The 25,938-nt window shown below is 63.7% G+C and carries 27 protein-coding genes; 13 read left to right on the top strand and 14 right to left on the bottom strand.

Translation table 11 applies throughout. The annotated features are described in order from the left end of the window. Positions 1–150 precede the first annotated feature (150 nt). The 3 genes from MRBLPB4O_RS06945 to MRBLPB4O_RS06935 all read right to left on the bottom strand — a co-directional run bounded on the left by MRBLPB4O_RS06945 (position 151) and on the right by MRBLPB4O_RS06935 (position 2,998). Positions 151–387: a hypothetical protein gene (locus MRBLPB4O_RS06945; RefSeq protein ID WP_016500955.1), complete on the bottom strand. Its 237-nt coding sequence runs from the start codon at positions 385–387 to the stop codon at positions 151–153. Positions 388–579: 192 nt separating this feature from the next. Continuing rightward, a complete protein-coding gene (locus tag MRBLPB4O_RS06940; protein ID WP_341797902.1) occupies positions 580–2,637 on the bottom strand; it encodes an LTA synthase family protein in 2,058 nt (685 codons plus the stop codon). 169 nt (positions 2,638–2,806) lie between these two features. Continuing rightward, on the bottom strand, positions 2,807–2,998 hold the full coding sequence (locus MRBLPB4O_RS06935; RefSeq protein ID WP_258655678.1) for a PLD nuclease N-terminal domain-containing protein: 192 nt from the start codon (positions 2,996–2,998) through the stop codon (positions 2,807–2,809). A gap of 127 nt (positions 2,999–3,125) precedes the next feature. Between MRBLPB4O_RS06935 and MRBLPB4O_RS06930 the strand changes: the two genes are divergently transcribed. Further along, complete coding sequence (locus MRBLPB4O_RS06930) at positions 3,126–4,064, top strand: ZIP family metal transporter (protein ID WP_049274066.1); 939 nt, start codon at positions 3,126–3,128, stop codon at positions 4,062–4,064. A gap of 63 nt (positions 4,065–4,127) precedes the next feature. On the opposite strand, the gene MRBLPB4O_RS06925 is transcribed toward MRBLPB4O_RS06930, so the two are convergent. Next, the gene (locus MRBLPB4O_RS06925; RefSeq protein WP_016500958.1) at positions 4,128–4,658 is read right to left on the bottom strand and encodes a hypothetical protein; all 531 of its coding nucleotides are present in this window, start codon (positions 4,656–4,658) and stop codon (positions 4,128–4,130) included. 60 nt (positions 4,659–4,718) lie between these two features. Further along, positions 4,719–5,243, bottom strand: coding sequence for an ankyrin repeat domain-containing protein (locus MRBLPB4O_RS06920; protein WP_341797901.1), 525 nt, complete (start codon positions 5,241–5,243; stop codon positions 4,719–4,721). 266 nt (positions 5,244–5,509) lie between these two features. Here MRBLPB4O_RS06920 and MRBLPB4O_RS06915 point away from each other — a divergent pair, with 266 nt between their 5' ends. Next, positions 5,510–5,782 carry a DUF3509 domain-containing protein gene (locus tag MRBLPB4O_RS06915; RefSeq protein WP_016500960.1) on the top strand — a complete coding sequence of 91 codons (273 nt, stop codon included), beginning with the start codon at positions 5,510–5,512 and terminating at the stop codon, positions 5,780–5,782. 124 nt (positions 5,783–5,906) lie between these two features. Here MRBLPB4O_RS06915 and MRBLPB4O_RS06910 read toward each other — a convergent pair whose 3' ends face one another. The 3 genes from MRBLPB4O_RS06910 to aroC form a co-directional block, all read right to left on the bottom strand. After that, complete coding sequence (locus MRBLPB4O_RS06910; RefSeq protein ID WP_341797900.1) at positions 5,907–6,443, bottom strand: oxidase; 537 nt, start codon at positions 6,441–6,443, stop codon at positions 5,907–5,909. Then, positions 6,443–7,597 carry an MFS transporter gene (locus tag MRBLPB4O_RS06905; protein WP_341797899.1) on the bottom strand — a complete coding sequence of 385 codons (1,155 nt, stop codon included), beginning with the start codon at positions 7,595–7,597 and terminating at the stop codon, positions 6,443–6,445. The genes MRBLPB4O_RS06910 and MRBLPB4O_RS06905 overlap by 1 nt, the downstream gene beginning before the upstream one ends. 150 nt (positions 7,598–7,747) lie before the next feature. Next, complete coding sequence (gene aroC / locus MRBLPB4O_RS06900) at positions 7,748–8,839, bottom strand: chorismate synthase (RefSeq protein ID WP_016500963.1); 1,092 nt, start codon at positions 8,837–8,839, stop codon at positions 7,748–7,750. Between the two features lie 236 nt (positions 8,840–9,075). Between aroC and MRBLPB4O_RS06895 the strand changes: the two genes are divergently transcribed. After that, entirely contained in the window at positions 9,076–10,038 is a 963-nt protein-coding gene (locus MRBLPB4O_RS06895; RefSeq protein WP_341797898.1) for an alpha/beta fold hydrolase, read from the top strand. A 62-nt stretch (positions 10,039–10,100) separates the two neighbouring features. Beyond that, positions 10,101–10,883: a hypothetical protein gene (locus tag MRBLPB4O_RS06890; protein ID WP_341797897.1), complete on the top strand. Its 783-nt coding sequence runs from the start codon at positions 10,101–10,103 to the stop codon at positions 10,881–10,883. A 49-nt stretch (positions 10,884–10,932) separates the two neighbouring features. Here MRBLPB4O_RS06890 and prmB read toward each other — a convergent pair whose 3' ends face one another. After that, positions 10,933–11,841: a 50S ribosomal protein L3 N(5)-glutamine methyltransferase gene (gene prmB / locus MRBLPB4O_RS06885; protein WP_016500966.1), complete on the bottom strand. Its 909-nt coding sequence runs from the start codon at positions 11,839–11,841 to the stop codon at positions 10,933–10,935. Positions 11,842–12,020: 179 nt separating this feature from the next. On the opposite strand from prmB, the gene MRBLPB4O_RS06880 reads away from it, so the two are divergent. From MRBLPB4O_RS06880 to MRBLPB4O_RS06860, 5 genes are all read left to right on the top strand, one after another. Further along, positions 12,021–12,611: a cysteine hydrolase family protein gene (locus MRBLPB4O_RS06880; RefSeq protein ID WP_012271080.1), complete on the top strand. Its 591-nt coding sequence runs from the start codon at positions 12,021–12,023 to the stop codon at positions 12,609–12,611. A gap of 86 nt (positions 12,612–12,697) precedes the next feature. Beyond that, on the top strand, positions 12,698–13,018 hold the full coding sequence (locus tag MRBLPB4O_RS06875; protein ID WP_114942694.1) for a hypothetical protein: 321 nt from the start codon (positions 12,698–12,700) through the stop codon (positions 13,016–13,018). 112 nt (positions 13,019–13,130) lie between these two features. Next, positions 13,131–13,691 carry a Smr/MutS family protein gene (locus MRBLPB4O_RS06870; RefSeq protein ID WP_341797896.1) on the top strand — a complete coding sequence of 187 codons (561 nt, stop codon included), beginning with the start codon at positions 13,131–13,133 and terminating at the stop codon, positions 13,689–13,691. Between the two features lie 70 nt (positions 13,692–13,761). After that, the gene (gene folE, locus MRBLPB4O_RS06865; RefSeq protein WP_003252789.1) at positions 13,762–14,307 is read left to right on the top strand and encodes a GTP cyclohydrolase I FolE; all 546 of its coding nucleotides are present in this window, start codon (positions 13,762–13,764) and stop codon (positions 14,305–14,307) included. A gap of 59 nt (positions 14,308–14,366) precedes the next feature. Then, positions 14,367–14,738 (top strand): glutaredoxin, encoded by a 372-nt coding sequence (locus MRBLPB4O_RS06860; RefSeq protein WP_016500969.1) that lies wholly within the window; start codon positions 14,367–14,369, stop codon positions 14,736–14,738. A gap of 49 nt (positions 14,739–14,787) precedes the next feature. Here MRBLPB4O_RS06860 and MRBLPB4O_RS06855 read toward each other — a convergent pair whose 3' ends face one another. Then, complete coding sequence (locus tag MRBLPB4O_RS06855; RefSeq protein ID WP_341797895.1) at positions 14,788–15,390, bottom strand: glutathione S-transferase family protein; 603 nt, start codon at positions 15,388–15,390, stop codon at positions 14,788–14,790. 278 nt (positions 15,391–15,668) lie between these two features. Here MRBLPB4O_RS06855 and MRBLPB4O_RS06850 point away from each other — a divergent pair, with 278 nt between their 5' ends. Continuing rightward, positions 15,669–16,859 (top strand): benzoate/H(+) symporter BenE family transporter, encoded by a 1,191-nt coding sequence (locus MRBLPB4O_RS06850; RefSeq protein ID WP_019471938.1) that lies wholly within the window; start codon positions 15,669–15,671, stop codon positions 16,857–16,859. Between the two features lie 146 nt (positions 16,860–17,005). Here MRBLPB4O_RS06850 and MRBLPB4O_RS06845 read toward each other — a convergent pair whose 3' ends face one another. Together MRBLPB4O_RS06845 and MRBLPB4O_RS06840 are read right to left on the bottom strand one after the other, a co-directional pair. Then, positions 17,006–18,946 carry a methyl-accepting chemotaxis protein gene (locus MRBLPB4O_RS06845; protein ID WP_341797894.1) on the bottom strand — a complete coding sequence of 647 codons (1,941 nt, stop codon included), beginning with the start codon at positions 18,944–18,946 and terminating at the stop codon, positions 17,006–17,008. 117 nt (positions 18,947–19,063) lie between these two features. Continuing rightward, positions 19,064–20,461 carry a PLP-dependent aminotransferase family protein gene (locus MRBLPB4O_RS06840; RefSeq protein ID WP_341797893.1) on the bottom strand — a complete coding sequence of 466 codons (1,398 nt, stop codon included), beginning with the start codon at positions 20,459–20,461 and terminating at the stop codon, positions 19,064–19,066. Between the two features lie 164 nt (positions 20,462–20,625). On the opposite strand from MRBLPB4O_RS06840, the gene MRBLPB4O_RS06835 reads away from it, so the two are divergent. After that, on the top strand, positions 20,626–21,795 hold the full coding sequence (locus tag MRBLPB4O_RS06835) for an MFS transporter (RefSeq protein WP_341797892.1): 1,170 nt from the start codon (positions 20,626–20,628) through the stop codon (positions 21,793–21,795). Between the two features lie 72 nt (positions 21,796–21,867). Here MRBLPB4O_RS06835 and MRBLPB4O_RS06830 read toward each other — a convergent pair whose 3' ends face one another. After that, on the bottom strand, positions 21,868–22,629 hold the full coding sequence (locus MRBLPB4O_RS06830) for an SDR family oxidoreductase (protein WP_341797891.1): 762 nt from the start codon (positions 22,627–22,629) through the stop codon (positions 21,868–21,870). Between the two features lie 176 nt (positions 22,630–22,805). Here MRBLPB4O_RS06830 and MRBLPB4O_RS06825 point away from each other — a divergent pair, with 176 nt between their 5' ends. Both MRBLPB4O_RS06825 and MRBLPB4O_RS06820 read left to right on the top strand, forming a co-directional pair. Beyond that, positions 22,806–23,807, top strand: a complete 1,002-nt coding sequence (locus MRBLPB4O_RS06825) for an NADP-dependent oxidoreductase (protein WP_341797890.1) — start codon at positions 22,806–22,808, stop codon at positions 23,805–23,807. Between the two features lie 163 nt (positions 23,808–23,970). Next, the gene (locus MRBLPB4O_RS06820) at positions 23,971–24,996 is read left to right on the top strand and encodes an acyltransferase family protein (protein WP_341797889.1); all 1,026 of its coding nucleotides are present in this window, start codon (positions 23,971–23,973) and stop codon (positions 24,994–24,996) included. Positions 24,997–25,080: 84 nt separating this feature from the next. Here MRBLPB4O_RS06820 and pyrF read toward each other — a convergent pair whose 3' ends face one another. Further along, the gene (pyrF, locus tag MRBLPB4O_RS06815; protein WP_341797888.1) at positions 25,081–25,782 is read right to left on the bottom strand and encodes an orotidine-5'-phosphate decarboxylase; all 702 of its coding nucleotides are present in this window, start codon (positions 25,780–25,782) and stop codon (positions 25,081–25,083) included. Positions 25,783–25,938 lie beyond the last annotated feature (156 nt).

The following is a 25,938-nucleotide window of genomic DNA, read 5'->3' as shown; positions in this document are numbered from 1 at the left end:
GACTTTCCGTGCACTACGCACCTGCCGGCAATCAATGGCCGAACAGTCCGAGCTGATGCAAGACGCGAATTGAAACGGCGCCAACCCGCAGAATAGGCGGGCACCTTTCATCATCGTAGCGCCTGAACAGGCGCCACGCAAACGTGTGGGTCAAGGCGCTTCGTGGATGCTGGTGATGGTCACCCCACTATGCTCCTTGAGCCAGCGGGCAGTCGGGGAAATGGTGCGGTCCTGGAAGTCGTTGAGGTCCAGCTCGTCCATCACCGGGAACAGCTGCGAACGGATGGCCCTTGCAGCTTCCTCTTCGCTGGGACGATGCTCAGCCCGCAGCATCATGGTGGACGGTTCGCCTTTTTGATCGGCAAAAGTGACTTCCCACTCTTTCATTGAACAAGTCCTCCCAATCCAGAGACACCAAGGTGTGATGCCTGATCAACTGACCTTGAGGCTGGGAGAATGTTCAGTCTGTTGGTGCCTCATCGCGCGGCAAGCCCGCTTCCACAAGGTAATCCACCGGCCTAAAGCACGGTGCAGCACCTGTGGGAGCGGGCGAGCCCGCGAATGGCCCCTTTTGCAGCCTTACTTCGGTGTGCCGTGTACCACACCGGCCGTGTTATCCAGCAGGCTCTTGGTCGCCGTCTGGATATACGCTTCCAGCTTTTTCAGCATTTCCGGCTGGTCCGGGCTTTCGATCAGTTCGGCCTTGAACTCGCTGCCCAACTGATAGCGGTACATGCGCGGTGTCATGTCCTTGGACTCGATCAGGATGCGGTCGCCTTGCACCAGGCCGACGATCTGCTCGCTGCCCGACGGCTTGATCATGCCCACGCCCTGGTCGCCCTCAGGCAGGTTGAGCAGGTCGCGGCCCCAGCACTGGTGGCGGGCCTGGCCACCCAGGCGGCCCATGATGGTCGGCACAATGTCGACCTGGGTACCCACGGTGTGGTTCACCGCACCAAACTTCTCCTGAATGCCCGGGGCAATCAGCAGCAGCGGCACGTTGAAACGGCCCAGGTCCAGTTCGGTGACTTGCTGGTGGTTGCCAAAGCCATGGTCGCCGACGATGACGAACAGGGTTTCCTTGAAGTAAGGCTCTTTACGCGCCTTCTCGAAGAACTGGCCCAGCGCCCAGTCCGAATAACGCATGGCAGTGAGGTGCTCGTCCAGGCGGCCTTGCCCGGTGACCTTCTCGACCGGCAGGTCTTTGGGCAGCGCGTACGGGGTGTGGTTGGACAGGGTCTGCAGCAGCGCATAGATCGGCTTCTTGCCGTCGTGCTTGGCCAGTTCCTCGTTGCCGCGGTCGAACATGTCCTGGTCGGACACGCCCCAGGTCGGGTCGGAGAACACCGGGTTGACGAAGTCGTTACGGCCGATGAAGGTGGTCATGCCCTGGTTGCCGAAGAACCCGGACTGGTTATCCCAGGCAAAATCGCCGTTGTAGACGTACACGTCGTCGTAATCACGGGCGCTGAGCAGTGCCGGCAAGCCAGACAGCTTGTGGCCACCTTCCGGGGTCTGCATCAGGTATTCGAAGCCTGGCAGGTTGGGGAAGCAGGCCATGGTGGCGAACATGCCCTGGTGGGTATGGGTGCCGTTGGAGAAGAAGCGGTCGAACAGCAGGCCTTCTTTGGCCAGCTTGTCGAAGTACGGGGTGATGTTGTTGGGGCTGCCCAGCGCGCCCACCGAGTGGCCGGCGAAGCTTTCCATCAGGATCACCACCACGTTCTTGATCGGCAGGGTGCGCTCGGCCGGCGGCACGAAGTCGCGGCGGATGGCAGCCTCGTCGGCATCGACCAGGGTGTCGTGGGGGGTCAGCAGCTGTTCGCGCACGCTTTGCGTGGCCACGTTCTGCTCCAGCACCGGCTTCCAGATATTGGCGCGGTCTTCGCCAAAGCGGCTCTTGGCAGCGTCGATCAGGGTCAGGGTGCCGTTCAGGCCCAGCTGGTTGACGAAGTTGGAGTCGGTGGTGAACGCATCACCCCAGCGCATTGGCGGGCCTTGACGCAGGGTGCCACGGGCAGCGACCACGGCCACCAGCAGAATCACCATGAACACCGCCACGCGTTTGTACCACGGGGCAACGCGGTGCAGGCCATCGCCACGGGTGGCGCGGTCGATCCCTTTGAACAGCAGGCTCAGCAGCCAGGTGCCGAATGCCCAGGCCAGCAGGTAGCGCACCACCGGGAAACCGTACCAGAGCATGCTCATGACGGTTTTAGGGTCTTCCTTGATGTACTGGAACACCAGGCCGTTGAGGCGCTGGTGGAACTCGCGGTAGAAGTCCATTTCCATCAGGCCAAGGAACATCACCACGCTCGAGGTGAGGGTCAGCCAGAAGCGAAACACGCCCCGCCGGGCCATGGCCCAGGGGCTGAGGATGGCCAGCAGCAGCGGGATGCTGAGGTACACCACCACCCGCAGGTCGAAGCGCAAGCCGTTGAGGAAGCCTTCGGCGACAGTCGAATAAGGGGTATCGCCGATCATGTCGCTGTTGTAGACCAGCAGCGCCAGGCGCACCAGGCTGAGCATCAGCATGATCACCAGGCCGCTGAGCAGCGTGTAGGCCAAATGGGATTTCAGGGTCGGCGAAAACGACGTTCGCGCGCCCTGTTGCTTCAAGGCGTCCGTGTTAGCCATGAATGGGAAGGTCCTAGGATTGCGGTTTGCGAAGAGGCGCTGGTGCTAGACCAACGCAGCATTGTGCGGGTGCGGATTCTGTTTAAACCAATGTGAAAATTTTGTCACGGCCCCATTACCGCTTATACCTGTTACACCGGCCGCTTCCACAATGAGCACCTCACAGGGTTCAGATGCGCACATTCCCCCGCGGCCCGGCAATCGCCCAGATCACCAGCCCCACCACCGGCAGCAGTGCGATCAACAAGATCCACAACACCTTGATACCCACCTCGCGGCCACTCTTGATCACATTGAGGATGGCCCAGATATCCAGCGCCAGAATGATCAGCCCGACCAGGCTGTTGAATGTAGACCCCATGCTTAAACTCCTTGCCCAGAGGCTTTGCTGCACAGCATAGCCAGCTATCGCACCAATAGAAGGGAATCCTTGGCCGTTGGCGCAGGTCCCTGAGTAGACTGACTGCAATAATTGATTCGAGGTTCGCATGCCCCCCGCACACAGCCAAAGCGCCGCCCCATCGTCACTGCTGCACGCCTGGCGCCAGCAGGTAGCCAACACCCCCTGGCTCAGTGCCGGCCTGGGCCTGAGCCTGCTGGCTGTGGTCGCACTGCTGGCGGCCAGTTTCTGGAACGCGGTGAACGGCGACCATGCCGATAACCTGCACCTGGCCGTGCTGGGTGGGTTGTCCGGCTTTGGCGCCACCGCGCTGGGTGCGGTGCTGGCAGTGGTGCTGCGCGACGTCAGCGCCCGCAACCAGGATGTGATGCTTGGTTTTGCCGCCGGCATGATGCTGGCCGCCAGTTCGTTTTCGCTGATTCTGCCGGGCCTGGACGCCGCCCGCGAGATCACCGGCAACGGCCCCGCTGCGGCCTTTACCGTGGTGCTGGGCATGGGCCTGGGCGTGCTGCTGATGCTGGGCCTGGACCGTTTCACCCCGCATGAGCACGAAAGCACCGGCCCGTGCGGCCCTGAGGCGGAGCGCATCAGCCGGGTGTGGTTGTTCGTGCTGGCGATCACCCTGCACAATCTGCCCGAAGGCATGGCCATTGGCGTGAGCTTCGCCAATGGCGACATGAACATCGGGCTGCCACTGACCAGCGCCATCGCCATTCAGGACATCCCTGAGGGGCTGGCCGTCGCGCTGGCCCTGCGCGCCACCGGGCTGTCGAACATGAAAGCGGCACTGGTTGCGATAGGGTCCGGGCTGATGGAGCCGCTGGGGGCGGTGATCGGGCTGGGGATTTCGACCGGCTTTGCCCTCGCCTACCCGATCAGCATGGGGCTGGCGGCGGGAGCGATGATCTTTGTGGTAAGCCACGAGGTGATCCCCGAAACCCACCGTAACGGGCACCAGACGGCGGCGACCCTGGGTTTGATGGGTGGGTTTGCGGTGATGATGTTTCTGGATACCGCGCTGGGCTGAGGTTTTGAGGTTGCCAGTGCCGGCCTCTTCGCGGGCTTGCCCGCGAAGAAACAAACGATGAAATCAAACGTGTACAGCGACTTTCAGGGCTTCCAGGGCCGGCTCGACCTTGATGCCCAGCTCGGCACCCAGCTCTAGCACCCGCGCCAGGTCGTTCTGGCCCACCATCACCACCTGCAGCTCGTCATCCAGCAGCTGGCTGAAGTTCAACAGCACATAACCACCGGCTTCTTTGTTCAACGCGCCCATCTGTACCTGGATGCGGTTGAGCGCGGTGAGTGGCTCGGTGCGGGCCAGCTGCTTGGGCTTGAGGGTAAACGGCACGCTGTTGTCGAACGAGTCGCTGATCTGCTGGAACAGGTCCTGGTAGCTGTCGGCCTGGAACACCACCGTGTCCGGCAGGCTGCCCAGCACCACCCATTCGCCCAGGGGGATGGGGAAGCTGTCGTCGTAGTTGATGTCCGGGTTGGCTGCCAAGAAAGCGGCCGGGTCGGCGTAGGCCTGGGCGGCCTCGTCGGCGATGCGCTCGATGTCGGCCTCACGCATGCAGCCGGCGCCAATGAGGCTGATGAATTCGAGCAACTGAGTTTTCATGAAAGGGGGCCTGCGACGGGTGAAAAGTCGCCAAGGATAGCCGCAAATGCCCCCTTGCGGTTAGCCGGCCAGCGTTTGCAAGCGTGCAGCAGCGTCCACCGCACCCATGGTTTGCGCCGCCATCAGCGCGGTGGCGCCGCGGGCATCCTGGCGCGCCGGGTCGGCGCCTTGGGCCAACAGGTATTCAAGGATTTCGCTGCGGTTGAACATGGCCGCCAGCATCAACGCGGTACGCCCGTCCTGCGCAGCGGCGTCCACCGGCACGCCGTGCTCCAGCAGCAGGCGGATCATCGCCAGGTCCCCCTTGAATGCAGCACCGGCAATGGGCAACTGGCCGTTGTCGTTGGCAATCAGCGGGTCGGCGCCCTGCGCCAGCAGCACCCGCACTGCGTCGTGGTGGCCGTGGTAGCTGGCCAGCATCAGCAAGGTGTCGCCCTTGTGGTTGCGCAGGTTGGCCGGCAGGCCACTGGCAAGCAAGCGCCCAAGCATTTCGGCATCGCCCTGGCGGGCACGTTCGAATACCTGCTCTGCGAATGCAGCGGTTTCGTCATCGGTCATGGTGGCGGGCGCGGTTTGGCTGGACATCGGGAACCTCCTGGCATAAATGATTGCCCAAGTCTTTGTCAGGCACGCCATTGCGGTCAAAGGTTCAGATTCTATAGGGCCGATAGGTAAAGCCGGATCCGTGCAAAATGCACTGTGCAAAATGCACGACCATGCAACCTGCACGGCGCCGCCTCTGAAAACAACCCATAAGTACCTGTATTTACTGGGTTTTTCTTACAATCAAGTTCTGGCACGGTCGCTGCAACCATCAACTCATGTCTGCCACATAACAGCCAGGAGTTGATATGGACCTCATCCAGCAAAAGTTCGTCTCGGTATTTTCGGCCTATCAAGTGAACACCCAGGCGCGTCCTGATGGCGGGGTGTTGCTTACGCTGCGCGCGACGGATGGCAAGGTGACCCGCCGGGTGTTGACCTATGGGCAACTGCACAGCGCCGAACAGTTGTCCTGGGCAATCAGCGCCATCCGCCGTGACTTGGCTGAACAGGCCAGTGAATTGCCGGTGATTGGCATGCTGCAAAGCCAGCAACGGTTTGCCCTGCCGACCTACCGCTGAGTTTTGTGTTGCCTGATCTGGCCTCTTCGCAGCACAAGGCTGCTCCTACAAGTGAACGCGACCGCCGACCGGACGCGATCCCCTGTAGCAGCAGCCTTGTGCTGCGAAGAGGACGGCAAGGTCGTCAGAATTGGTCAATCCCCAGAAACGCCCGCGCAGTCGCATCCCCGGTAAACTGCGCCTGCACGCCTTGCTTGCTGCCATACAGACGCAGCGCCAGGCAAAACGGCGTATCGCCCAGCTCTACCCAGCGACGCGTGCCCGCTGGTATCACTAGCTGGTCACCCTTCTCGCACAGTACCGAGTACACCCAGTCGCCCAACCGCAGGCCAACCTGAGCACGTCCACTGACCACGGCAAACACCTCTTCGGCGCCATGCACATGCTCATCGCGTACATCGGCCTGCACCGGGGCTTCACCGTCACGGTTCAACAACACGTAGGCCTTGCTGCCGTGTGCCGTCATCAACTGGTCCAGATGCTCACGGCATACGTCCAGCACCTCGTCTTGTGCTGTGCCGGGCCGCACCCGCAGGCCATGCTCGCGGTGGGTAAAACGCACGCCCTGTTCAGCCAGGGTGGCGGCGATGTCCTCGTGGTGGGTCAGCACCTTGTTCGGCAGTTCCGGGCTGGCGGGGTGGAAAACGCTGAGAATGCTCATCAGGGGCGGGTCCTGGTCGGTTGCGAACAAAGGGCAATGATAACGGCTGCAGCCAGGGCTGCGGCACTGGCCATACCAAAGGTGAAGGTGGGGCCCAGCAGTTTCCAGCTGTAGCCCGAATACAATGCCCCCAGCGCGCCGCCGGTGCCCGACAGCGCCGCGTACAATGCCTGGCCTTGGCCCTGCTGGCGGGCGCCGAAACTGGCTTGCACGAACGCGATGCTGGCAGCGTGGAAGCAGCCGAAGGTGGCCGCGTGCAGCAGCTGGGCGAAGATCAGCACGGCCGGTTCATGGGCCAGATTGCCCAGCAACAACCAGCGCAGCGCCGCCAGCAGGAAGCTGACCAGCAATACGCGTTGCACACTGAAGCGCGCGAACAGCCGGCTCATGACCATGAACATCAGCACCTCGGCCACCACCCCCAGCGCCCACAGCAGGCCGATGGCACTGCGGCTGTAGCCCAGGTGCTCCAGGTGCAGGGTAAGGAAGGTGTAGTACGGCCCGTGGCTGAGTTGCATCAGCGCCACACAGGCGTAGAACGCGATCACCCCCGGGGCACGCAGCTGCTGCACAAAACCACCCGCCCCGCTGCGCTCGCCCTGCTCCACCGGCTGGGCATTGGGCACCCACAGGCTGGCGGCGACAATGCCGGCCATGATCGTGACCAGGGCCACCGGGTAGATGTCCAGGCTCAGCCATTCGAACAGGCGGCCCAGGCCAACCACCGTCAGGATGAAGCCGATCGAGCCCCACAGGCGCACCTGGCTGTAGCGCGCTGTTTGCCCGTGCAGGTGGGCCAGGGTAATGACCTCGAACTGCGGCAGCACGGCATGCCAGAAGAACGCGTGCAGGGCCATCACCAGCGCCAGCCAGGCGTAGCTTTTGCCGAAGAAGATCAGGGCGAAGGTGGCCAGGGTAGACAACGCGCCCAGGCGCACGATCAGCAAGCGCTGGCCGGTACGGTCGCCCAGCCAGCCCCACAGGTTGGGGGCGATGCAGCGCATCAGCATGGGGATGGCCACCAGCTCGCCGATGCGCGCCGGGGAGAAGCCCAGGTGGTCGAAGTACAGCGCCAGGAAGGGGGCGGTGGAACCTAGCAGGGCGAAGTAAAAGAGGTAGAAGCTGGACAGGCGCCAGTAGGGGATGGGTTGCATGGATTTACCGTCTGAACCGGCACCCACCTGTAGAAGCAGCCTTGTGCTGCGAAAGGGCCGGTGTCGCCATAGAGATGTGTGCTTGCTGCACCGGCCCTTTCGCAGCACAAGGCTGCTCCTGCAAAGAGCGGGCCGGCGCAAGCAACACGGTCAGAGCTGGCCCAGCACCGGGGTGGTTACCTTCACATCGGCATTCTGCGCGCGGTGGCGCAGCAGGTGGTCCATCAGCGCGATGGCCATCATCGCCTCGGCGATCGGCGTGGCGCGGATGCCCACGCACGGGTCGTGGCGGCCTTTGGTGATGACGTCCACCGGGTTGCCGTCGACGTCGATCGAGCGGCCCGGGGTGGTGATGCTGGAGGTCGGTTTCAGCGCCAGGTGGGCAACGATTGGCTGGCCCGAAGAAATGCCGCCCAGGATGCCGCCGGCGTTGTTGCTGAGGAAGCCTTCCGGGGTGAGCTCGTCACGGTGCTCGGTGCCGCGTTGGGCCACGCTGGCGAAGCCGGCGCCGATTTCCACGCCCTTGACCGCGTTGATGCTCATCAGCGCGTGGGCCAGTTCTGCGTCCAGGCGGTCGAAGATCGGTTCGCCCAGGCCCGGCATCACGCCCTCGGCCACCACGGTGATCTTGGCACCCACCGAGTCCTGGTCACGGCGCAGTTGGTCCATGTACGCCTCCAGCTCCGGCACCTTGTCCGGGTCGGGGCTGAAGAAGGCGTTCTGCTCCACCGATTCCCAGGTCTTGAACGGGATTTCGATAGGGCCCAACTGGCTCATGTAGCCACGAACGGTGATGCCCTGGGTGGCCAGGTACTTCTTGGCGATGGCACCGGCGGCCACGCGCATGGCGGTTTCGCGGGCCGAGCTGCGGCCACCGCCGCGGTAGTCGCGGATGCCGTACTTGTGGTGGTAGGTGTAGTCGGCGTGGGCCGGACGGAACAGGTCCTTGATGGCCGAGTAGTCCTTGGACTTCTGGTCGGTGTTGCGGATCAGCAGGCCAATCGAGCAGCCGGTGGTGCGGCCTTCGAACACGCCGGAAAGGATTTCCACCTCATCGGCTTCCTGGCGCTGGGTGGTGTGCCGGCTGGTGCCGGGCTTGCGCCGGTCGAGGTCGTGCTGCAGGTCGGCCAGGGAAATTTCCAGGCCCGGTGGGCATCCATCGACAATGGCGACCAACGCCGGGCCATGGCTTTCGCCAGCGGTGGTGACAGTGAACAGCTTGCCGTAGGTATTACCGGACATGGACGCTCCGCGAGTTCTGCCTGAAATGGACGAAAGCGGCAGTATACAGATGGATTGGTTGTCTGTACTGGCCCTATCGCCGGCAGGCCAGCTCCCAGAGGTAATCTACAAGGCCTGGGCCTGTGGTAGACCTGTAGGAGCTGGCTTGCCGGCGATGGGGCCGATCCTGCAACACACCACCCTAGAACCTTCCCGCAAACACTGTGTCAAACCTTCATCTTTCCATGTAGTACCGCATGATGTCGCGCCTCGTCGCCTTGCTCTTCCTGCTGTGCACCGGCCTGGCCCAGGCCGCCGCCCCTACTGTGCTGCAACGCCCGATCGACCTGGACACTGGCCAAGGCGTGCTGCACGGCAGCCTGCTGCTGCCGCAACAGGCCACCCCGCCGCCGGTGGTGCTGATCATCGCTGGCTCCGGCCCCACAGACCGCGACGGCAACAACCCGGCGTCGGGCCGCATCGACAACCTCAAGCGGCTGGCGCTGCTGCTGGCCAACGAGCATATCGCCAGCGTGCGCTACGACAAACGTGGGGTGGCTGCCAGCCAGCCGGCCACGCCCGATGAGCGCGACCTCAGCGTGGAGCGCTACGTGGCCGATGTGATCGCCTGGAGCCACAAACTCAAGGCCGACCCGCGCTTCGGCCCGCTGATCCTGGTCGGCCATAGCGAAGGCGCGCTGATCGCCAGCCTGGCCGCCGAGCAGGCCGGCGCCAGCGCAGTGATCACCTTGGCCGGCAGCGGCAGGCCGCTGGCCGACGTACTGCGCGAGCAACTGGCCCAGCGCCTGCCCCCGGCGCAACTGGCCGGTGGCAGCGCCCTGCTCGACCGCCTGCAGGCCGGGCAAACCAGCCTGGAAGTGCCCGCGCCACTGCGCCAGGTGTTCCGCCCCAGCGTGCAGCCGTACCTGATCTCGCTGTTCCAGCAGAACCCGGCGGCAGCCTTCGCCCGCCTGCCCATGCCCGCATTGATCGTGCAGGGGCGCAACGACGTGCAGGTGGACGTCACCGACGCCGAACGGCTGAAGGCGGCCAAGCCGGATGCGCAGCTTGTGCTGATCGACGGCATGAACCACATGCTGCGCATCAGCCCCAGGGGCATGAGCCAGCAGCGCGACAGCTACCTCAACCCCGAGCTGCCGCTGGCGCGCGAGCTGGGGGAGCGAATTGTGACGTTCATCCAGCATTTGCCTTCGGCGTGAGGTAAGGGCTCAGGTCCGTGGCAAGCCTGCCGATACAGCAGGCATAGCCGAGGACAAGCCTGATGACCACCGCCCCCGCCGCCGTAGAGCCGGCCGATGAACCCCAGGAAAGCCCTGCCCTGCCTTGGGCCGAGCTGGCCGCCGAACACTTCCAGCTGCTGCGCCTGGCCGCTCTGCCCACCGACCGCAGCACCGGCGCACGGCCGCTGCGCTTTGTGCAGTTCGGTTATGCCGAGCGCCACGACAAGGCCCACAGCCTGCTGCGCATGGAAATCCAGTTGCCTGGGCAAAAGGTGCACAAAGAGCAAAACCGCCTGGATATCCGCGTCGACCATGCCGAGCGACTGGTGCGCATTGGCAGTGAACATGGCCTGCAACTGGAGCCGGTGAACCGTGGCATCGGCCGCTTCATGCTGGCCCAGGCCGCACAGTGGCTGCAGCGCAAATGGCCGCACTACCGGGTGGAAGGCATGGCGCTGCCGAACAAGGATTCCCTCAACGAGGACTCGCGCCTGCGCCGTGACCACTGCTTGCGCGGGGTGGGTATCGAGGTGGAGTACGAGGACGGTCAGCACCTGAAGGGCCGTACCGTGGACATGACCGTCGGCCAGCTGAAGGCCGCCTGGAGCAACGAGCGCCTGCAGCGGGTGGACATTCTGGATGCTGCCAACCTGCTGCAGCAGGCGGACCAGCAGTTGCAGGAAAAGGAAGGGCAACTGCGCGAGCGCGATGAACGGGTGGCCAAGTACCACCGCGAAGACAGCGGCCTGCGCTTTACCATTACCTGCCTGGTGGCGTTTGCGGTGTTTCAGGCGGGGTTGTTGATCTGGATAGCCACCCGCTGATATCGCGTGAGCGGGTGGATATTGGGGCCGCTTTGCGGCCCCAAATAGCCTAAACGCGGGCCTTGAACAACTCCTGATGCTGGCGGCACTGCTCCGCGGTGAGCATGAACACCCCATGCCCGCCACGCTCGAACTCCAGCCAGGCAAAGTCCACCTCGGGGTACAACGCCTCGACATGGATCTGGCTGTTGCCCACTTCAACAATCAGCAAGCCCTTGTCGGTCAGGTGGTCTGCAGCTTCCGCCAGCATGCGCCGCACCAGGTCCAGGCCGTCGTTGCCGCAGGCCAGGCCCAGTTCTGGCTCGTGGTGGTACTCGGCCGGCATGTCGTCGAAGTCTTCGGCATCGACATACGGCGGGTTGGACAGGATCAGGTCGAAACGCTGCCCCGGCAAACCGCCAAAGCCATCGCCCTGCACGGTGTACACACGGCCGTCCAGGCCATGGCGCTCGATATTCTGGTTGGCCACTTCAAGGGCCTCGAACGACAGGTCGGCCAGCACCACCTCGGCCTCGGGGAACACGTCGGCCGCGACGATACCGATGCAGCCCGAACCCGTGCACAGGTCGAGAATGCGCGCGGGCTCGCTCGCCAGCCACGGCTCGAAGCGTTTTTCGATCAGTTGGCCAATGGGCGAGCGCGGCACCAGCACACGTTCGTCGACGATGAACGACATGCCGCAGAACCAGGCTTCGCCCAACAGATAGGCGGCTGGCACCCGCTCTTCGATACGGCGCTTGAGCAAATGCTGCAGGCGTACCCGCTCGTCGTCCTCGAGCATGCAGTCCAGGTAGCTGTCGGCCACCTCCCATGGCAGGTGCACTGCGCCCAGCACCAGCAGGCGGGCCTCGTCCCAGGCGTTGTCGGCACCGTGGCCGAAGAACAGGTCGTGCTCGTGGAAGCGGCTGACCGCCCAGCGGATGTAGTCGCGCAGCGTGCGCAGACGGGATGTGATCACGGGGTACTCCTATTTCAGACCGGACAAAAGTCTAACAGCCCCACCCGCACATTTGTTCGTTTGCAGCGCCCAAAGGCTAGCCACAGGCCAGTAACCATGCCGCTTGCGTTGTCAACCATTCCCATTGGCGTCAAGGCAGGGGACAATAGGTATACAAAAGCCCTTCCAAGGAGCCCTTGATGTCCGTTCCAACCACGATGTTCCGCCTCACTGGCCGCGACTACCCGCCGGCCAAGCTGAGCCACGCCAGCCTGATCATCATCGATGCGCAAAAGGAGTACCTCAGTGGGCCCCTGCAGCTGTCGGGCATGGACGAGGCCGTGGCCAACATCGCCAGGTTGCTCGACGCCGCCCGTAAGAGCGGCCGTCCGATCATCCATGTTCGCCACCTGGGCACAGTCGGTGGCCGCTTCGATCCACAGGGGCCTGCCGGCCAGTTCATTCCGGGGCTGGAGCCGCTGGAAGGTGAAATCGTCATTGAAAAGCGCATGCCCAACGCATTCAAGAACACCCAACTGCACGAAACGCTGCAGGCGCTTGGCCATCTCGACCTGATTGTTTGCGGCTTCATGAGCCATTCCAGCGTCAGCACCACCGTTCGCCGCGCCAAGGACTATGGTTACCGGTGCACCCTGGTGGAAGACGCCTCGGCAACCCGCGACCTGGCCTTCAAGGATGGTGTCATCCCGGCGGCGCAGATTCACCAGTGCGAAATGGCCGTCATGGCCGACAACTTCGCTTGCGTGGCCCCCACCGCCAGCCTGATCTGAGCGGCAGGGCTTGACCGCCCGGCAGCCGGGCGGAACCCGATGGGCGGCGGCAGGTCGAATTCCGGATATCCACAGAGGAGAGCGGAATGAAGCTTAAAGGCAGTTTCGACGCCAAGCGCCTGCGCACGCGCCAGCCGCGTAACTGGGGCGCCCGCCTGGCGGCCGGCCTGTCGGCGCTGCTGGCGACCCTGGGCGTGCTGCTGGCCATGGCCGGCGTCGCAGGCCTGCTGGGCAACTACCCTGCCCTGCAAGAACTCAATGCCAACAAGCCATTGTCCAGCATCCTCACCGGGGCTGGCTTGTTGCTGCTGTGGCTGGGCGTGCGCTTCTGGCGGCGCAGCCGCATTCGCTTGCGTCGCGGGCGGGAATTGAACCTGTCGCCGCATCTGATGAAAAAGCACGACTGATGATTTTATGTCGCCTGTGCGGGCCTCTTCGCGGGTGAACCCGCGAAGAGGCCCGCACAGGCTGCACTTGGCCCCACAGTCGCGTAAACTACGCCGCCCACGTGGAGGCATCATGCAAGACGACGATTTTTCCCTGTTCAAGGCCGAAGTGCGTGGCGTAAAGCAAATTCGCCACGACCGCGCCGAAGTCGGCAAGCCCAAGGCCGACCGCCAGAAGCTGGCCGGGCTGCGCCACGCTGCAACCGTGCGCAGTGACAAGGCCCTGGTCATCGACGGCATGTCCGACCAGTTCGTCATCGATGTTGGCGCCGAAGACGAGCTTATGTGGCGCCGCGACGGCGTGCAGGAAGGCCAGCTGCGCAAGCTTAAGCTGGGCCAGATCCCGTTCGAGGGCAGCCTCGACCTGCACGGCATGACCGTGGAAAAGGCCCGCGAAACCCTGTGGGACTTCATAGCCGAAGCCACCAAGCTGGAAGTGCGCTGCGTACGGGTTACCCACGGCAAGGCGGCACGCCTGGACGGCAAGCGCCCGATGATCAAGAGCCACGTCAACACCTGGCTGCGCCAGCACCCGCAAGTGCTCGGTTTTGCCTCGTGCAGCGCCCGCCACGGCGGCACTGGCGCGGTGTATGTGATGCTCAAGCGAACCATGCTCGAAGGCCGCGACGAGTAACGCCGCGCTTGCAGCGCCGCCCTCACCGCCGTAACCTTCGTTTTTGCGATTTTTTCCCACAGGTAGATCCATGTCCCTGGAACAGAACTACACCGAGATCCTCAGCCAGATTGGCGAGGACGTCTCCCGTGAGGGCCTGCTCGACACGCCCAAGCGGGCTGCAAAGGCGATGAAGTACCTTTGCCGCGGTTATGAGCAAACACTGGAAGAAGTCACCAACAACGCTTTGTTCAGCTCTGACAACAGCGAAATGGTGCTGGTCCGGGACATCGAGCTGTATTCGATGTGCGAACACCACATGCTGCCGTTCATCGGCAAGGCACACGTGGCCTACCTGCCCAAGGGCAAGGTACTGGGCCTGTCGAAGGTAGCGCGCATCGTCGACATGTATGCCCGTCGCCTGCAGATCCAGGAAAACCTCAGCCGCCAGATCGCCGAAGCCGTGCAGCAGGTCACCGGTGCCGCCGGTGTAGCCGTGGTCGTCGAGGCCAAGCACATGTGCATGATGATGCGCGGTGTCGAGAAGCAGAACTCGACCATGATCACCTCGGTGATGCTGGGTGAGTTCCGCGATAACGCCGCCACCCGCAGCGAGTTCCTCAGCCTGATCAAGTGATTGGCTGCTGACCCCAAGCCGACCCCGCCGGGTCGGCTTTTGCATTTCAGGAGTTGCCCATGATCGTCAAAGCCCTGCGGGTTGGCCTCGGCCAGCTCATCGTGTTCGCTGACTGGATCAGCCGCCCGGCCAAGCGCAAGCGCGACGCCGCTGCCCAGGCCCGCGTCGAGCAAGCGGCCAAGGGCCTGGAGCTGTACCAGTTCCATGCCTGCCCGTTCTGCGTCAAGACCCGCCGTACCCTGCACCGGCTGAACGTGCCGGTGGCGCTGCGCGATGCCAAGAACGACCCGGTGCACCGCCAGGCCCTGCAGGAAGGTGGCGGCCGGGTGAAAGTGCCGTGCCTGCGCATTGAAGAAGCCGGCAAGGTGACCTGGATGTATGAGTCCAAAGCCATCATTGCCTACCTGGATGAGCGGTTCGCGTCGGCCTGACAGATTCTAGTCATCCTGTGCCGGCGATAGGGCCGGTCCAGGATGAAGATCAGCCCACCATCGGCACATGCCGCGGGTGGCTGCTGACACGCTCCAGCCAGCCCCGGACCGCCGGGTAATCGGCCAGGTCGAACCCGCCCTGCTGCGCCACATGGGTGTAGGCATACAAGGCCACATCGGCAATCGAATACTGCTCACCCACCAGGTAAGGCGTCATCTGCAGCTGTCGCTCCATCACCCTCAGTGCCTTGTAGCCGCCCTTGTGCAGCTTGCGGTACTCATCTAACCGCTCATCCGGCAGCCCCAGGTAAAACTGGATAAAGCGCGCCACGGCAATGTACGGCTCATGGCTGTACTGCTCGAAGAACTGCCACTGCAACACCTGCGTGCGCAGGCGCGGTTCGCTGGGCAGGAACTCGCTGCCATCGGCCAGGAAGTTGAGAATGGCATTGGACTCCCACAGGTAGCTGCCGTCCTCCAGCTCCAGCACGGGCACCTTGCCGTTGGGGTTCATCGCCAGAAACTCGGGCGTTTCGGTCTCGCCCTTGAGGATGTCCACCGGGTGCCATTCATACGGCCGGCCCAGCAGGCTCAACATCAGCTTGACCTTGTAGCAGTTGCCCGACTGGTAGTCGCCATAGACCTTGTACATCGCCCCTCTCCCCTGTCGCCGTATCTGTATCGCCCTTGTAGGAGCAGCCTTGCGCTGCGAAGAGGCCGTTTCAGCCCATGCATTTGCTGCGCCTGTAAGGGCCTCTTCGCAGCACAAGGCTGCTCCTACAAAAGGCAGGTGCCAAACCGTGCAGTTTTTTAATTGCGCCCAATAGTTGGCGACTGTACGGCTAAAAGCAATGGCCGCTGTATGGCAAGGATCAATCTTGCTCGCTGTAGTCTGAAAAAACTGCTTACACCTTTACAAGGACTTTGTTCATGACCGATGCCACTTCCGCACGCCTGCGGCCCCTGGCAGATACCTCCCCGTCGGCGGTGGTCGCCGGCTTCATCGCCATGCTCACCGGCTATACCAGTTCGCTGGTGCTGATGTTCCAGGCTGGCCAGGCGGCCGGGCTGACCACCGCGCAGATTTCGTCATGGATCTGGGCGCTGTCGATCGGCATGGCGGTGTGCAGCATCGGCCTGTCGCTGCGCTACCGCACCCCCATCACCATCGCCTGGTCTACCCCCGGCGCCGCGTTGCTGATCACAAGTCTGGGCGGAGTGAGCTACGGCGAGGCCATTGGTGCCTACATCACCTGTGCCGTGCTGGTGCTCATCTGCGGCCTCACTGGCAGCTTCGAGCGCCTGGTCAAGCGTATCCCGGCCTCGCTGGCCTCGGCGTTGCTGGCGGGCATCCTGTTCAAGATCGGCAGCGAAATCTTCGTTGCGGCGCAGCATCGCACATTGCTGGTGCTGGGCATGTTCTTCAGCTACCTGTTGGTCAAGCGGTTGTCGCCGCGTTACTGCGTGCTGGCGGCGCTGCTGGTGGGCACGGCACTGTCCGGCGCCCTGGGCCTGCTGGACTTCAGCGGGTTCCACCTGGAAGTGGCCAAGCCGGTGTGGACCACTCCGAGCTTCTCGCTGGCGGCCACCATCAGCATTGGCATTCCGCTGTTCGTCGTGGCCATGACCTCCCAGAACATGCCCGGCGTGGCCGTGCTGCGCGCCGACGGCTACCAGGTGCCAGCCTCGCCGCTGATTTCGGCCACCGGCTTTGCCTCCCTGCTGCTGGCGCCATTCGGCTCGCACGGGGTCAACCTGGCGGCGATCAGCGCGGCGATCTGCACCGGGCCGCACGCCCATGAAGACCCGAGCAAACGCTATACCGCCGCGGTGTGGTGCGGGATTTTCTACGGCATTGCCGGGGTATTCGGCGCGACGCTGGCGGCGCTGTTTGCAGCGTTGCCGAAAGAGCTGGTGCTGTCGATTGCCGCACTGGCACTGTTCGGCTCGATCATGAACGGGCTGACCGTGGCCATGAGCGAAGCGCGCGAGCGGGAGGCGGCAGTGATTACCTTCATGGTCACCGCCTCGGGGCTTACATTGTTCTCGATTGGCTCGGCGTTCTGGGGGATTGTGGCGGGGGTGCTGGCCTTGATGATCCTCAACCCGCGCAAGGCCTGAGGTTTATTGGTGCCTGTGCGGGCCTCTTCGCAGCACAAGGCTGCTCCTACAAGGGCACCACAGCCCTCAGGCCCAATGATATTCCTGTAGGAGCAGCCTTGTGCTGCGAAGAGGCCCGCACAGGCAACAGATATTCCGGGTCAGGCTCACAACCTGAAATGCCCCACCATCCCCTTCAAATCGGTGCCCAACTGCGCCAGTTGCACACTCGACCGGGCATTGTCCTGCATCGCCAGCGCCGCCTGGTCCGCACTGCCACGAATCTGCGTGACACTGCGGCTGATCTCTTCCGCCACCGAGCTCTGCTGCTCGGCTGCCGCGGCAATCTGCTGGTTCATCTGCTGAATCAATGAAACCGCAGCAGCAATGCTGCCCAGCGCGCTTTCCGTCTGCAGCGCATCAGCCACTGCCAGGCGAACCAGTTCAGTGCTGCCACGAATCTGCGCCACCGACTGCTGGGCGTTACCGCGCAGGCTGGCAACCAGTACCTCGATCTGCTCGGTAGACTGCCGGGTACGCCGCGCCAACGCACGCACCTCATCGGCCACCACGGCAAAACCACGGCCTTGCTCGCCAGCGCGGGCAGCCTCGATGGCGGCGTTCAGCGCCAGCAGGTTGGTCTGCTCGGCCACACTCTTGATCACCTCCAGCACGTCGCCGATGGTATGGATTTCGGCACTGAGGCTGTCGATGCCGGCGCTGGCGGTTTCTGCCGCCGCCGCCAACTGCTCGATGCGCTGCATGCTCTGGCGCACCACCTGTTGCCCCGACTCAACCTTGTCGTCCGCCGCCTGGGCCGCCTGCGCCGCTTCCTCGGCATTGCGCGCCACATCGTGCACGGTGGCAGTCATCTGCTGCATGGCAGTGGCCACCTGCTCGGTTTCCTCCTTCTGGCTGCCCACCTCGCGATTGGTCTGCTCCGTCACTGCCGACAACGCCTGAGCGCTACCCGCCAGCTGTTCGATGCCTTGCTGCAAGCCGCTGACAATGCCTGAAAGGCCCGCGGCCATCTGCTGCATGGCCTGCATCAGCTGCCCCACCTCGTCACGACGCGGTGCCTGGGCGTCAAAACCCAGCTCGCCAGCGGCAATGCGCTGGGCGCGGGCGATCACATGCTTGAGCGGGCCGACCACCGCGCGGGTGATCAGCCAGGCGGCCAGCACACCCACCAGCAGTGCCAGGCCGGTGGCCAGGGCAATGGCCACGGCATTGCGTTGCAGCTCACCCTGCAGCGCCTGCTCCTGCCCCAGGTAAGCCTGGTCGACCCTCCCGGTGACTTGCTCGGCACTGGCCTGCAACTGGGCTTTCAGCCCTTGCTCGCGGGCCAGCTGGTCGGTGTATTCGTTGAGTTTTTCCGAGAAGCTGCCGATATGCCCGGCCACCTCGCCCAGCACGCTCTGGTAGCCGGCATCACTGACCGCACCCTGCAACTGGCCAACCAGGCTGGCGGCTTCCACGGTCTGGGCAATGCGCTCCTGGCTTACGCCCTCTTCGCCCTTGCGGCTTTTTTCCAGGCGCACCCGCGCTTCGTCCATGGCCTGCAACATCAGCCGCGACACCTGCGCCACTTGCGCAGCCTGCTCAAGAAACTCGCCCCCCTGCTGACCTTGGGACTGCTTGAGTGTGTATACGCCGTCGTCGGCCAGGCCGGCCTGCAGCACATCAAGGTTATTGGCGACGCTGGACACCGACCAGCTGGCCATGTCCAGCGCCAGCTCCTTGGCCTGCACCGCCGCCACATAAGCTTCGAACGCCTGGCCGTAGGCAGCCAGATCGGTTTCGGCCGCCACCAGCGCCGGCAGGCCTCGGGCGCGCTCGGCCAAGCCCTGCAAGCCGCTGCGCAAGGCCTCGGCCTGCTGGATGTCGGAGCGCAGGGCAAACGCCTGCTCATGCTGACGCAAACGCAGCAGGTCGGTATTGAACTGTGCCAGCTGGCGCAAACTGTCGAAGCGCTGGCCCACGCTGTGCAGCGCGGCGATGCCGATGGCCGCCACCGCCAGGGTCAGCACCAGCACCAAGGCAAAGCCCAGGCCGAGTTTGCGGGCCATGCCCAGGTTGGCCAGCACACTGTGCTTGCTCGCGCCCATCGCCGATTCCCCTTCTGCGTGCGAGGTTATCCCGAAGGCCAAGGGTGGCAACGTTGCCTGCCGATGAACAAGGGCTTGGCGTCAGGATAGTGTCAAATAGCTATGAGCGTGTCGTTTTCAGCTTGGCAGAGGTCGCCCTGCATGCTGGAGGAAGGCCTGGGCACGGGAATCCTGCCCATAGGCGACATTGATGCGCAGCCAGCTGCTGGGCGTGCCTTGGTAATCGAACGCGCTGCCCGGGGTAAGCAGCACCGCATGCTCCCGCGCCACCTGCTCAAGGCTGGCGAAGTCCCGGCCGGGCACGCGCGCCCAGACGAACATGCCGCCACAAGGCTCACAAAATACCTGCCAACCCGCCTGCTCCAACTGGCCCAGCAGCTTGGCCATGTGCTGGCCAAGGCGTACGCGCAGGCGTTGAACACTCTTGCGGTAGCTGCCATTGGCGAGCATCTGGCCCACCACCTGCTCGGCAAAGCGTGACGTGCCGATACCGCTGACCATCTTCAGCTCGGCCAGACGCGCCAGCAACGCAGGGTCGGCGACCAGGTAGCCGACCCGCAACGAACTGCTGAGGGTTTTCGAAAAGCTGGCCATGTAGATCACCCGTTGCTCGCTGTCGAGGGTGGCCAGGCGTGTAGCCGGGCCCTCCTGGAAGTCGGCGTAGATATCATCCTCGACAATGCGCAGATCATGTTCACGGGCCAGTTCGAGCAGGCGGTAGGCGACTTTGGGTGTCAGGCTGGTGCCGGTAGGGTTCTGGTAAAGGCTGTTGATGAACAGGCAGCGCGGCTTGTGCGTGGCCAGCAGGGTTTCGACGGCCGCCAGGTCCGGGCCCTCTGCGGTACGCGGTACCGGCAGCATATGCACCTGGTGCTGACGCAGCAGGTTGTACAGGTTGTAGTAACCAGGGTTTTCCACCAATACCGTGTCGCCTGGACGCAGCAGGGTACGCACCAGCAGGTCTAGACCGTGACTGGCGCCGTGGGTGGTGAGGATGTGCTCGGGGCCGGCAGCGATGCCCAGCTGCGCCAGGCGCTTGTGCAATTGCTGACGCAGGCTGGCCAGGCCCAGGGGTGGGCAGTAGTCGAACAGGTCCTGCGGGGCGCCGCGGCTTACCTGCCGCACCACCTGGGCCAGCTCGGTTGCAGCGCGCCAATTGCTGGGCAGCCAGCCGCAGCCCAGTTTCAGCAACTCGTCATGGCCCTCGCGAAACTGCCGCCAGTTGCCGTCGCCAGACTCACCCCAGGGTTGCGTATCGTCAATCGGGGGCCCGGGCTTGCGCTCGGCGACAAAAAAACCGGTGCCGTGGCGGGCCTCCAGCCAGCCGCTGGCGACCAGGCGGTCGTAGGCCTCGATCACACAGGACGCGCTGACCGCCTGGCTGCGGGCCAGCGCGCGGATCGATGGCAGACGTGCGCCGGGGCGCAGGCGTTGCTGGACGATCCAGCCTTGGAGGTGGTCGGTGAGTTGCTGCACCAACGGGGTGGGGCCGGTGCGATCGAGGGAGAAGTGCATGGGTAAGTGTTCGCAGATTTTGAGCGAACAGTTAAGCATAAATGGAGTGACGGTGTGTCTGGCAGGTGGAATAGGCTGGCATCAGAGTGAGCAGGCCCGGCCCTTTCGCGGGTGAACCCGCGAAAGGGCCGGTACAGCCACTAGAGAAACCAGGACCCCTACCCATGCCCTCCGCCCCGGCCCGCTTGGCCTTCGCCCTCTGCCTGATCACCCTGGCCGTCAACCTGCAGGCCCCGCTGTACATCACCTACGCCGACCTTTCCGGCCAGGGTGCCGCTGCCACTGCGGTGGCGTTCTCCGGCTATGTGCTGGGCGTACTGCCCGTGCTGCTGGCCCTGGGCGGCCTGGCCGACCGGGTCGGGCGCCGGCCACTGATTGTGGCGGCACTTGCCCTGTCGATGATCGCCACCGTGCTGATGCTGCTGGCCCCCAGCCTGCAGACCCTGGGCCTAGCCCGGCTGTTCCTGGGCCTGGGCACCGGGCTGGCTTCGGCCACGGCCACCGCTTACATGGGCGAGCTGATGGGCGGTGAGCACACCACCCGCGCGGCCAACTGGGTCACCGCCAGCACCTCGCTGGGCTTTGGCCTGGGTGCGGCGCTGACCAGTGTGTTCCTGCTAAGCGGCCCAAGCCTCACCCCCGGCAGCTTCCACCTGCAACTGCTGTTGGCAGCCTTGGCCATCCTGCTGGTATGGCGCCTGCCCGACCCCCGCCCGGCACAACACAACCCCATGCTGCGCCTACCCTGCTACCCGCGTGGCAGCGTGGCCTATGGCCTGGCCATTTTGCTGGCATGGGCCTGCGTGGGCCTGGTGATCGCCTTGCTGCCAAGCATCCTGCGCCAGCATGGCCTTAGTGACTGGTCAGGGTTTTCGACTTTCTGCGTGATCAGCTGCGGGCTGTTGTTCCAGCCGATGGCCCGGCGCCTGAGCAGCCGCACGGCCACACTGCTGGGGCTACTGATACTGCCCTGCAGCTATGCCGTGCTGGCTTGGGGCGCGGACAGCGGGCAGCTGAGTGCGGTATTGCTGGGTGCTGTGGCGGCCAGCAGTGCGTGCTACGGGTTTATCTACCTGGGTGGGCTGGCGGCGGTGAACCAGTTGGCTGGCAGTGAGAAAACACGGGCCAGTGCCGGGTTCTTCTTGCTGGCGTACCTGGGGTTCAGCTTGCCGGTAATCTTTACCGGGTTGCTGAGTGACCGGTTGGGGTCACGGATGGCGTTGCTGGTATTCGGTGGGGTGTTGGTGGTGGGCTGTGCAGCGGTTGGGCTTGCATTGTGGTGGTCTGGCCGGGCCCTATCGCCTGCAAGCCAGCTCCCACAGGGCTCGCGTTAACTTCGGGTACCTGCGGGCCCTGTGAGAGCTGGCTTGCCGGCGATAGGGCCAGAACAGGCTATCTGAGTTGGCTCAGATCGCCGTGGCCCCGCCATCAACCGTCAGGCAATGCCCGGTGGTAAACGCCGCACCATCGCTGCACAGGTACAGCACGGCGCTGGCGATTTCCTCGACCTTGCCAATGCGCCCCACCGGGTGCATGGCGGCGGCGAACTCGGCCTTGCGTGGGTCGGCCTCGTAGGCGCGGCGGAACATGTCGGTATCGATTACCGCCGGGCACACGGCATTCACGCGGATACCCTTCTTCGCGTATTCGATGGCTGCCGACTTGGTCAGGCCGATCACCGCGTGCTTGCTGGCGCTGTAGATACTCATCTTCGGCGCCGCTCCCAGCCCCGCCACCGAGGCTGTATTGACGATCACCCCACCGCCTTGGGCCTGCAGCAAGGGCAACTGGTACTTCATGCACAGCCATACGCCCTTCACGTTCACGCCCATGATGGCATCGAACTCCGCCTCGCTGCCTTCAGCCAGGCGGTGCTGCTCAATCTCGATGCCGGCGTTGTTGAAGGCATAGTCCAGCCGGCCATAGGCGGCGATCAGGCGCTCGTGCAGCTGGCGCACCTCGGCGTCGCGGGTGACGTCACAGGCAATGAACAACGCCACGCCGCCTGCGGCGTTAATCTGCGCGACGGTGGCCTCGCCACCCAGCGGGTCGAGGTCGGCCACTACCACCTTCAGGCCCTCGCGGGCGAACGCCAGGGCCGTTGCCCGGCCTATGCCGGCAGCGCCGCCGGTGACCAGCGCTACCTGGCCGGAAAAGGTCATGCTCATTGCGTGCTCCTGAAGGGGATGCTGGGGTTCAGAGCATAGTCAGCCACTGCCTGGCCGGGCAGCATCATCACACCAACGGTTGGGCTACCATGCTTGTCAGTGATGTTAACCACCTGCCTACATCAACAAGGTAGATTGAACACCTAGCATCTTCCACTGCCCACAAGGACCCCGCCATGACCCAGACCAACCGCCGCTTCCTGCTCGCCAAACGCCCGGTCGGCGCCGTATGCCGTGACGACTTCACCTTTGAAAGCGTGCCTGCCGAACAACCCGGCGAAGGCCAGGTGCTGGTGCGCAACCTGTACCTGTCGTTGGACCCGGCCATGCGCGGCTGGATGAACGAAGGCAAGTCCTACATCCCTCCTGTGGCCCTGGGCCAGGTAATGCGAGCCCTCGGCGTGGGCGAAGTGGTTGCCTCCAACCACCCGGCATTCAAGCCGGGCGACCACGTTAGCGGCGCCCTTGGCGTGCAGGACTACTTCACCGGCGAGCCCCAGGGCCTGCACAAGATCGACCCCAACCTGGCGCCCCTGCCCCGCTACCTGTCGGCACTGGGCATGACCGGCATGACTGCCTACTTCGCCCTGCTGGAAGTTGGCCAGCCCAAAGCCGGCGAAACCGTGGTCATCTCCGGTGCGGCCGGTGCGGTGGGCAGCATTGTCGGGCAAATTGCCAAGGTCAAAGGCTGCCGCGTGGTCGGCATTGCCGGGGGCGCCGAGAAGTGCCAGTACCTGAAGGACGAACTGGGCTTTGACGGGGTGATCGACTACAAGGCCGAAGACGTGCTGGCTGGCCTGAAGCGCGAATGCCCCAAAGGCGTGGACGTGTACTTCGACAACGTGGGCGGCGACATCCTCGACGCCGTGCTGACGCGTATCAACTTCAAGGCCCGCATCGTGATTTGCGGCGCGATCAGCCAGTACAACAACAAGGAAGCGGTGAAAGGCCCGGCCAACTACCTGTCGCTGCTGGTGAACCGTGCGCGTATGGAAGGGTTTGTGGTGATGGACCACGCCAAGGACTACGGCAAGGCCGCGCTGGAGATGGCCGGGTGGCTGGCCAGCGGGCAGGTGAAGAGCAAGGAAGATGTGGTGGAAGGGCTGGAGACGTTCCCCGAGACGCTGCTGAAGCTGTTCAATGGGGAGAATTTTGGCAAGTTGGTGCTGAAGGTCTAACCCCTGTAGGCCTGCGCCGCACCATGAAGGGGCGGCGCAGCCCGTGAAATCGGGCGCCAGCCCTTGTTGTGGCACTTTCGCCGCTTGTAGTTTTCCCCTCCCACCGTACATTCAGGCATCGACAAACACCCATTACGCAAGGTAGCGACAAGGTGGGCAACCGATGCAGCAGCGCTTGAATGCCGGACTCGACTTTTGCAGGATCGCCGCCTGCTTCATGGTGGTACTCCTTCACATCGCGTCAGCCGGGGCGATCCAACTTGATGACAACTGGATGTCCTCCAACATCTACAACTCCTTGGTCAGGTCTTGCGTCCCGCTGTTCCTGATGTTGTCCGGTGCCCTGTTGTTGAACCGAACAGACGGTGCAATCACGTTCTACCAGAAGCGCTTCTTGCGCATACTGCCGCCGCTGCTGTTCTGGTCAGTGTTCTATGCACTGTGGCGGGACACCATGGGCGCCGGGTATGGCAGCCTGTGGCAAGCGACCGTGGCGATGCTTCACGGCCCCGTGTACTACCACCTCTGGTACCTCTACGCGATCATCGGCATCTACCTGTTCATGCCGTTCATGGCCAAGGTCTACCAACACTGCGGGCCGCAAGAGAAGCGGGTGTTCCTGGGCCTTTGGCTGGTAATCAGCTGCCTGCTGCCCACCGCCGCCCAGTTCAGCCCTGCACTGGCCAGCATGGTCCATACCTATGAGTTGTTTTCGTTCATGGGGTTTGCGGGTTATGCATTCCTGGGGGCTTACGTCTACGAGCAGATTCGGCAGCACGGCCCTGGCAACCCTTGGGTAAACCTTGGCGGCTTCGCCATCACCGGCGCCCTGACCGCCGCCGCCACGCACACCCTGTCCCTGCAGCAAGGCGAGCCCAGCCAGATTTTCTATTCCTACGTATCCCCGCTGGTGGTACTGGCCGCCATCTTCGCCTTCCGCCTGCTGCTTGCGCTCGGCGGGCGACTGGTACAGCACAGCAAGCTGCTGGCCGAGCTGTCTGGTTGCACGTTGGGCCTGTACTGCTTGCACGTTTTCGTCATGAACAGGGCCAGTATCTTCTACGGCCCGCTGATCGAGGGGCATTCGCTGGCGTGGTTGATACCCGTACTGGCGGTGGCTGTGTTCGTGCTGACTCTAGTCCCGATCTACCTGATCAGGCTGTTGAAACCGATGCGCACCGTGATCTGACTGCGGTAGCACCAATGAGGGAGCGGACGGATATAAAAAAAGGCCAGCACACTCGGGCTGGCCTTTCTAAATAACGCGGGTTAATTACCCACGAATCTCCGCCACCACCGCAGCCAGCGCCAGCGCAGGGTCTGCGGCCTGGCTGATAGGCCGGCCGATCACCAGGTAATCCGAACCCGCATCCAGCGCCTGGCGCGGGGTGAGGATACGGCGCTGGTCGTCCTGCGCGCTGCCCGCCGGGCGAATGCCCGGGGTTACCAGCTGCAGCGACGGGTGCGCCGCCTTCAGCGCCGGGGCCTCCAGCGCCGAGCACACCAAACCGTCCATGCCCGCCTTCTGTGCCAGCGCTGCCAGGCGCAGCACCTGCTCTTGCGGGTCGACATCCAGGCCGATGCCGGCCAGGTCTTCGCGCTCCATGCTGGTCAGCACGGTCACGCCAATCAGCAATGGCTGCGGGCCGCTGCGCTTGTCCAGCACTTCACGGCAGGCGGCCATCATGCGCAGGCCACCGGAGCAATGCACGTTCACCATCCACACACCCATCTCGGCGGCAGCCTTTACCGCCATGGCCGTGGTGTTGGGGATGTCGTGGAACTTGAGGTCCAGGAACACTTCGAAGCCCTTGGCACAAAGGGTTTCGACGATGCCCGAAGCGCTGCTGGTGAACAGCTCCTTGCCAACCTTCACCCGGCACAGCGCGGGGTCTAGCTGGTCAGCCAGCTTCAGGGCGGCCTCACGGGTAGGGAAATCCAGGGCGACGATCAGGGGCGTCTGGCAGGCGGACATGGGCAGGGTCTCTTGGCAAGTCGAAAACGGCGCGCATTGTAAACGAAGTGACGCAGGCTTTGGGGCCCGCGGGTCACGGAATTGGCCCGGCGGCAGCTGGCTCCTATAATTGAACCAACGGAACGGGTTACTGCTCAAATTTCGTACAAGCACTGC

Origin of the sequence: Pseudomonas sp. LPB4.O (assembly GCF_038383825.1) — a bacterium.
Classification (GTDB): domain Bacteria; phylum Pseudomonadota; class Gammaproteobacteria; order Pseudomonadales; family Pseudomonadaceae; genus Aquipseudomonas; species Aquipseudomonas putida.
This window is presented reverse-complemented; position numbering and strand designations above follow the sequence as displayed.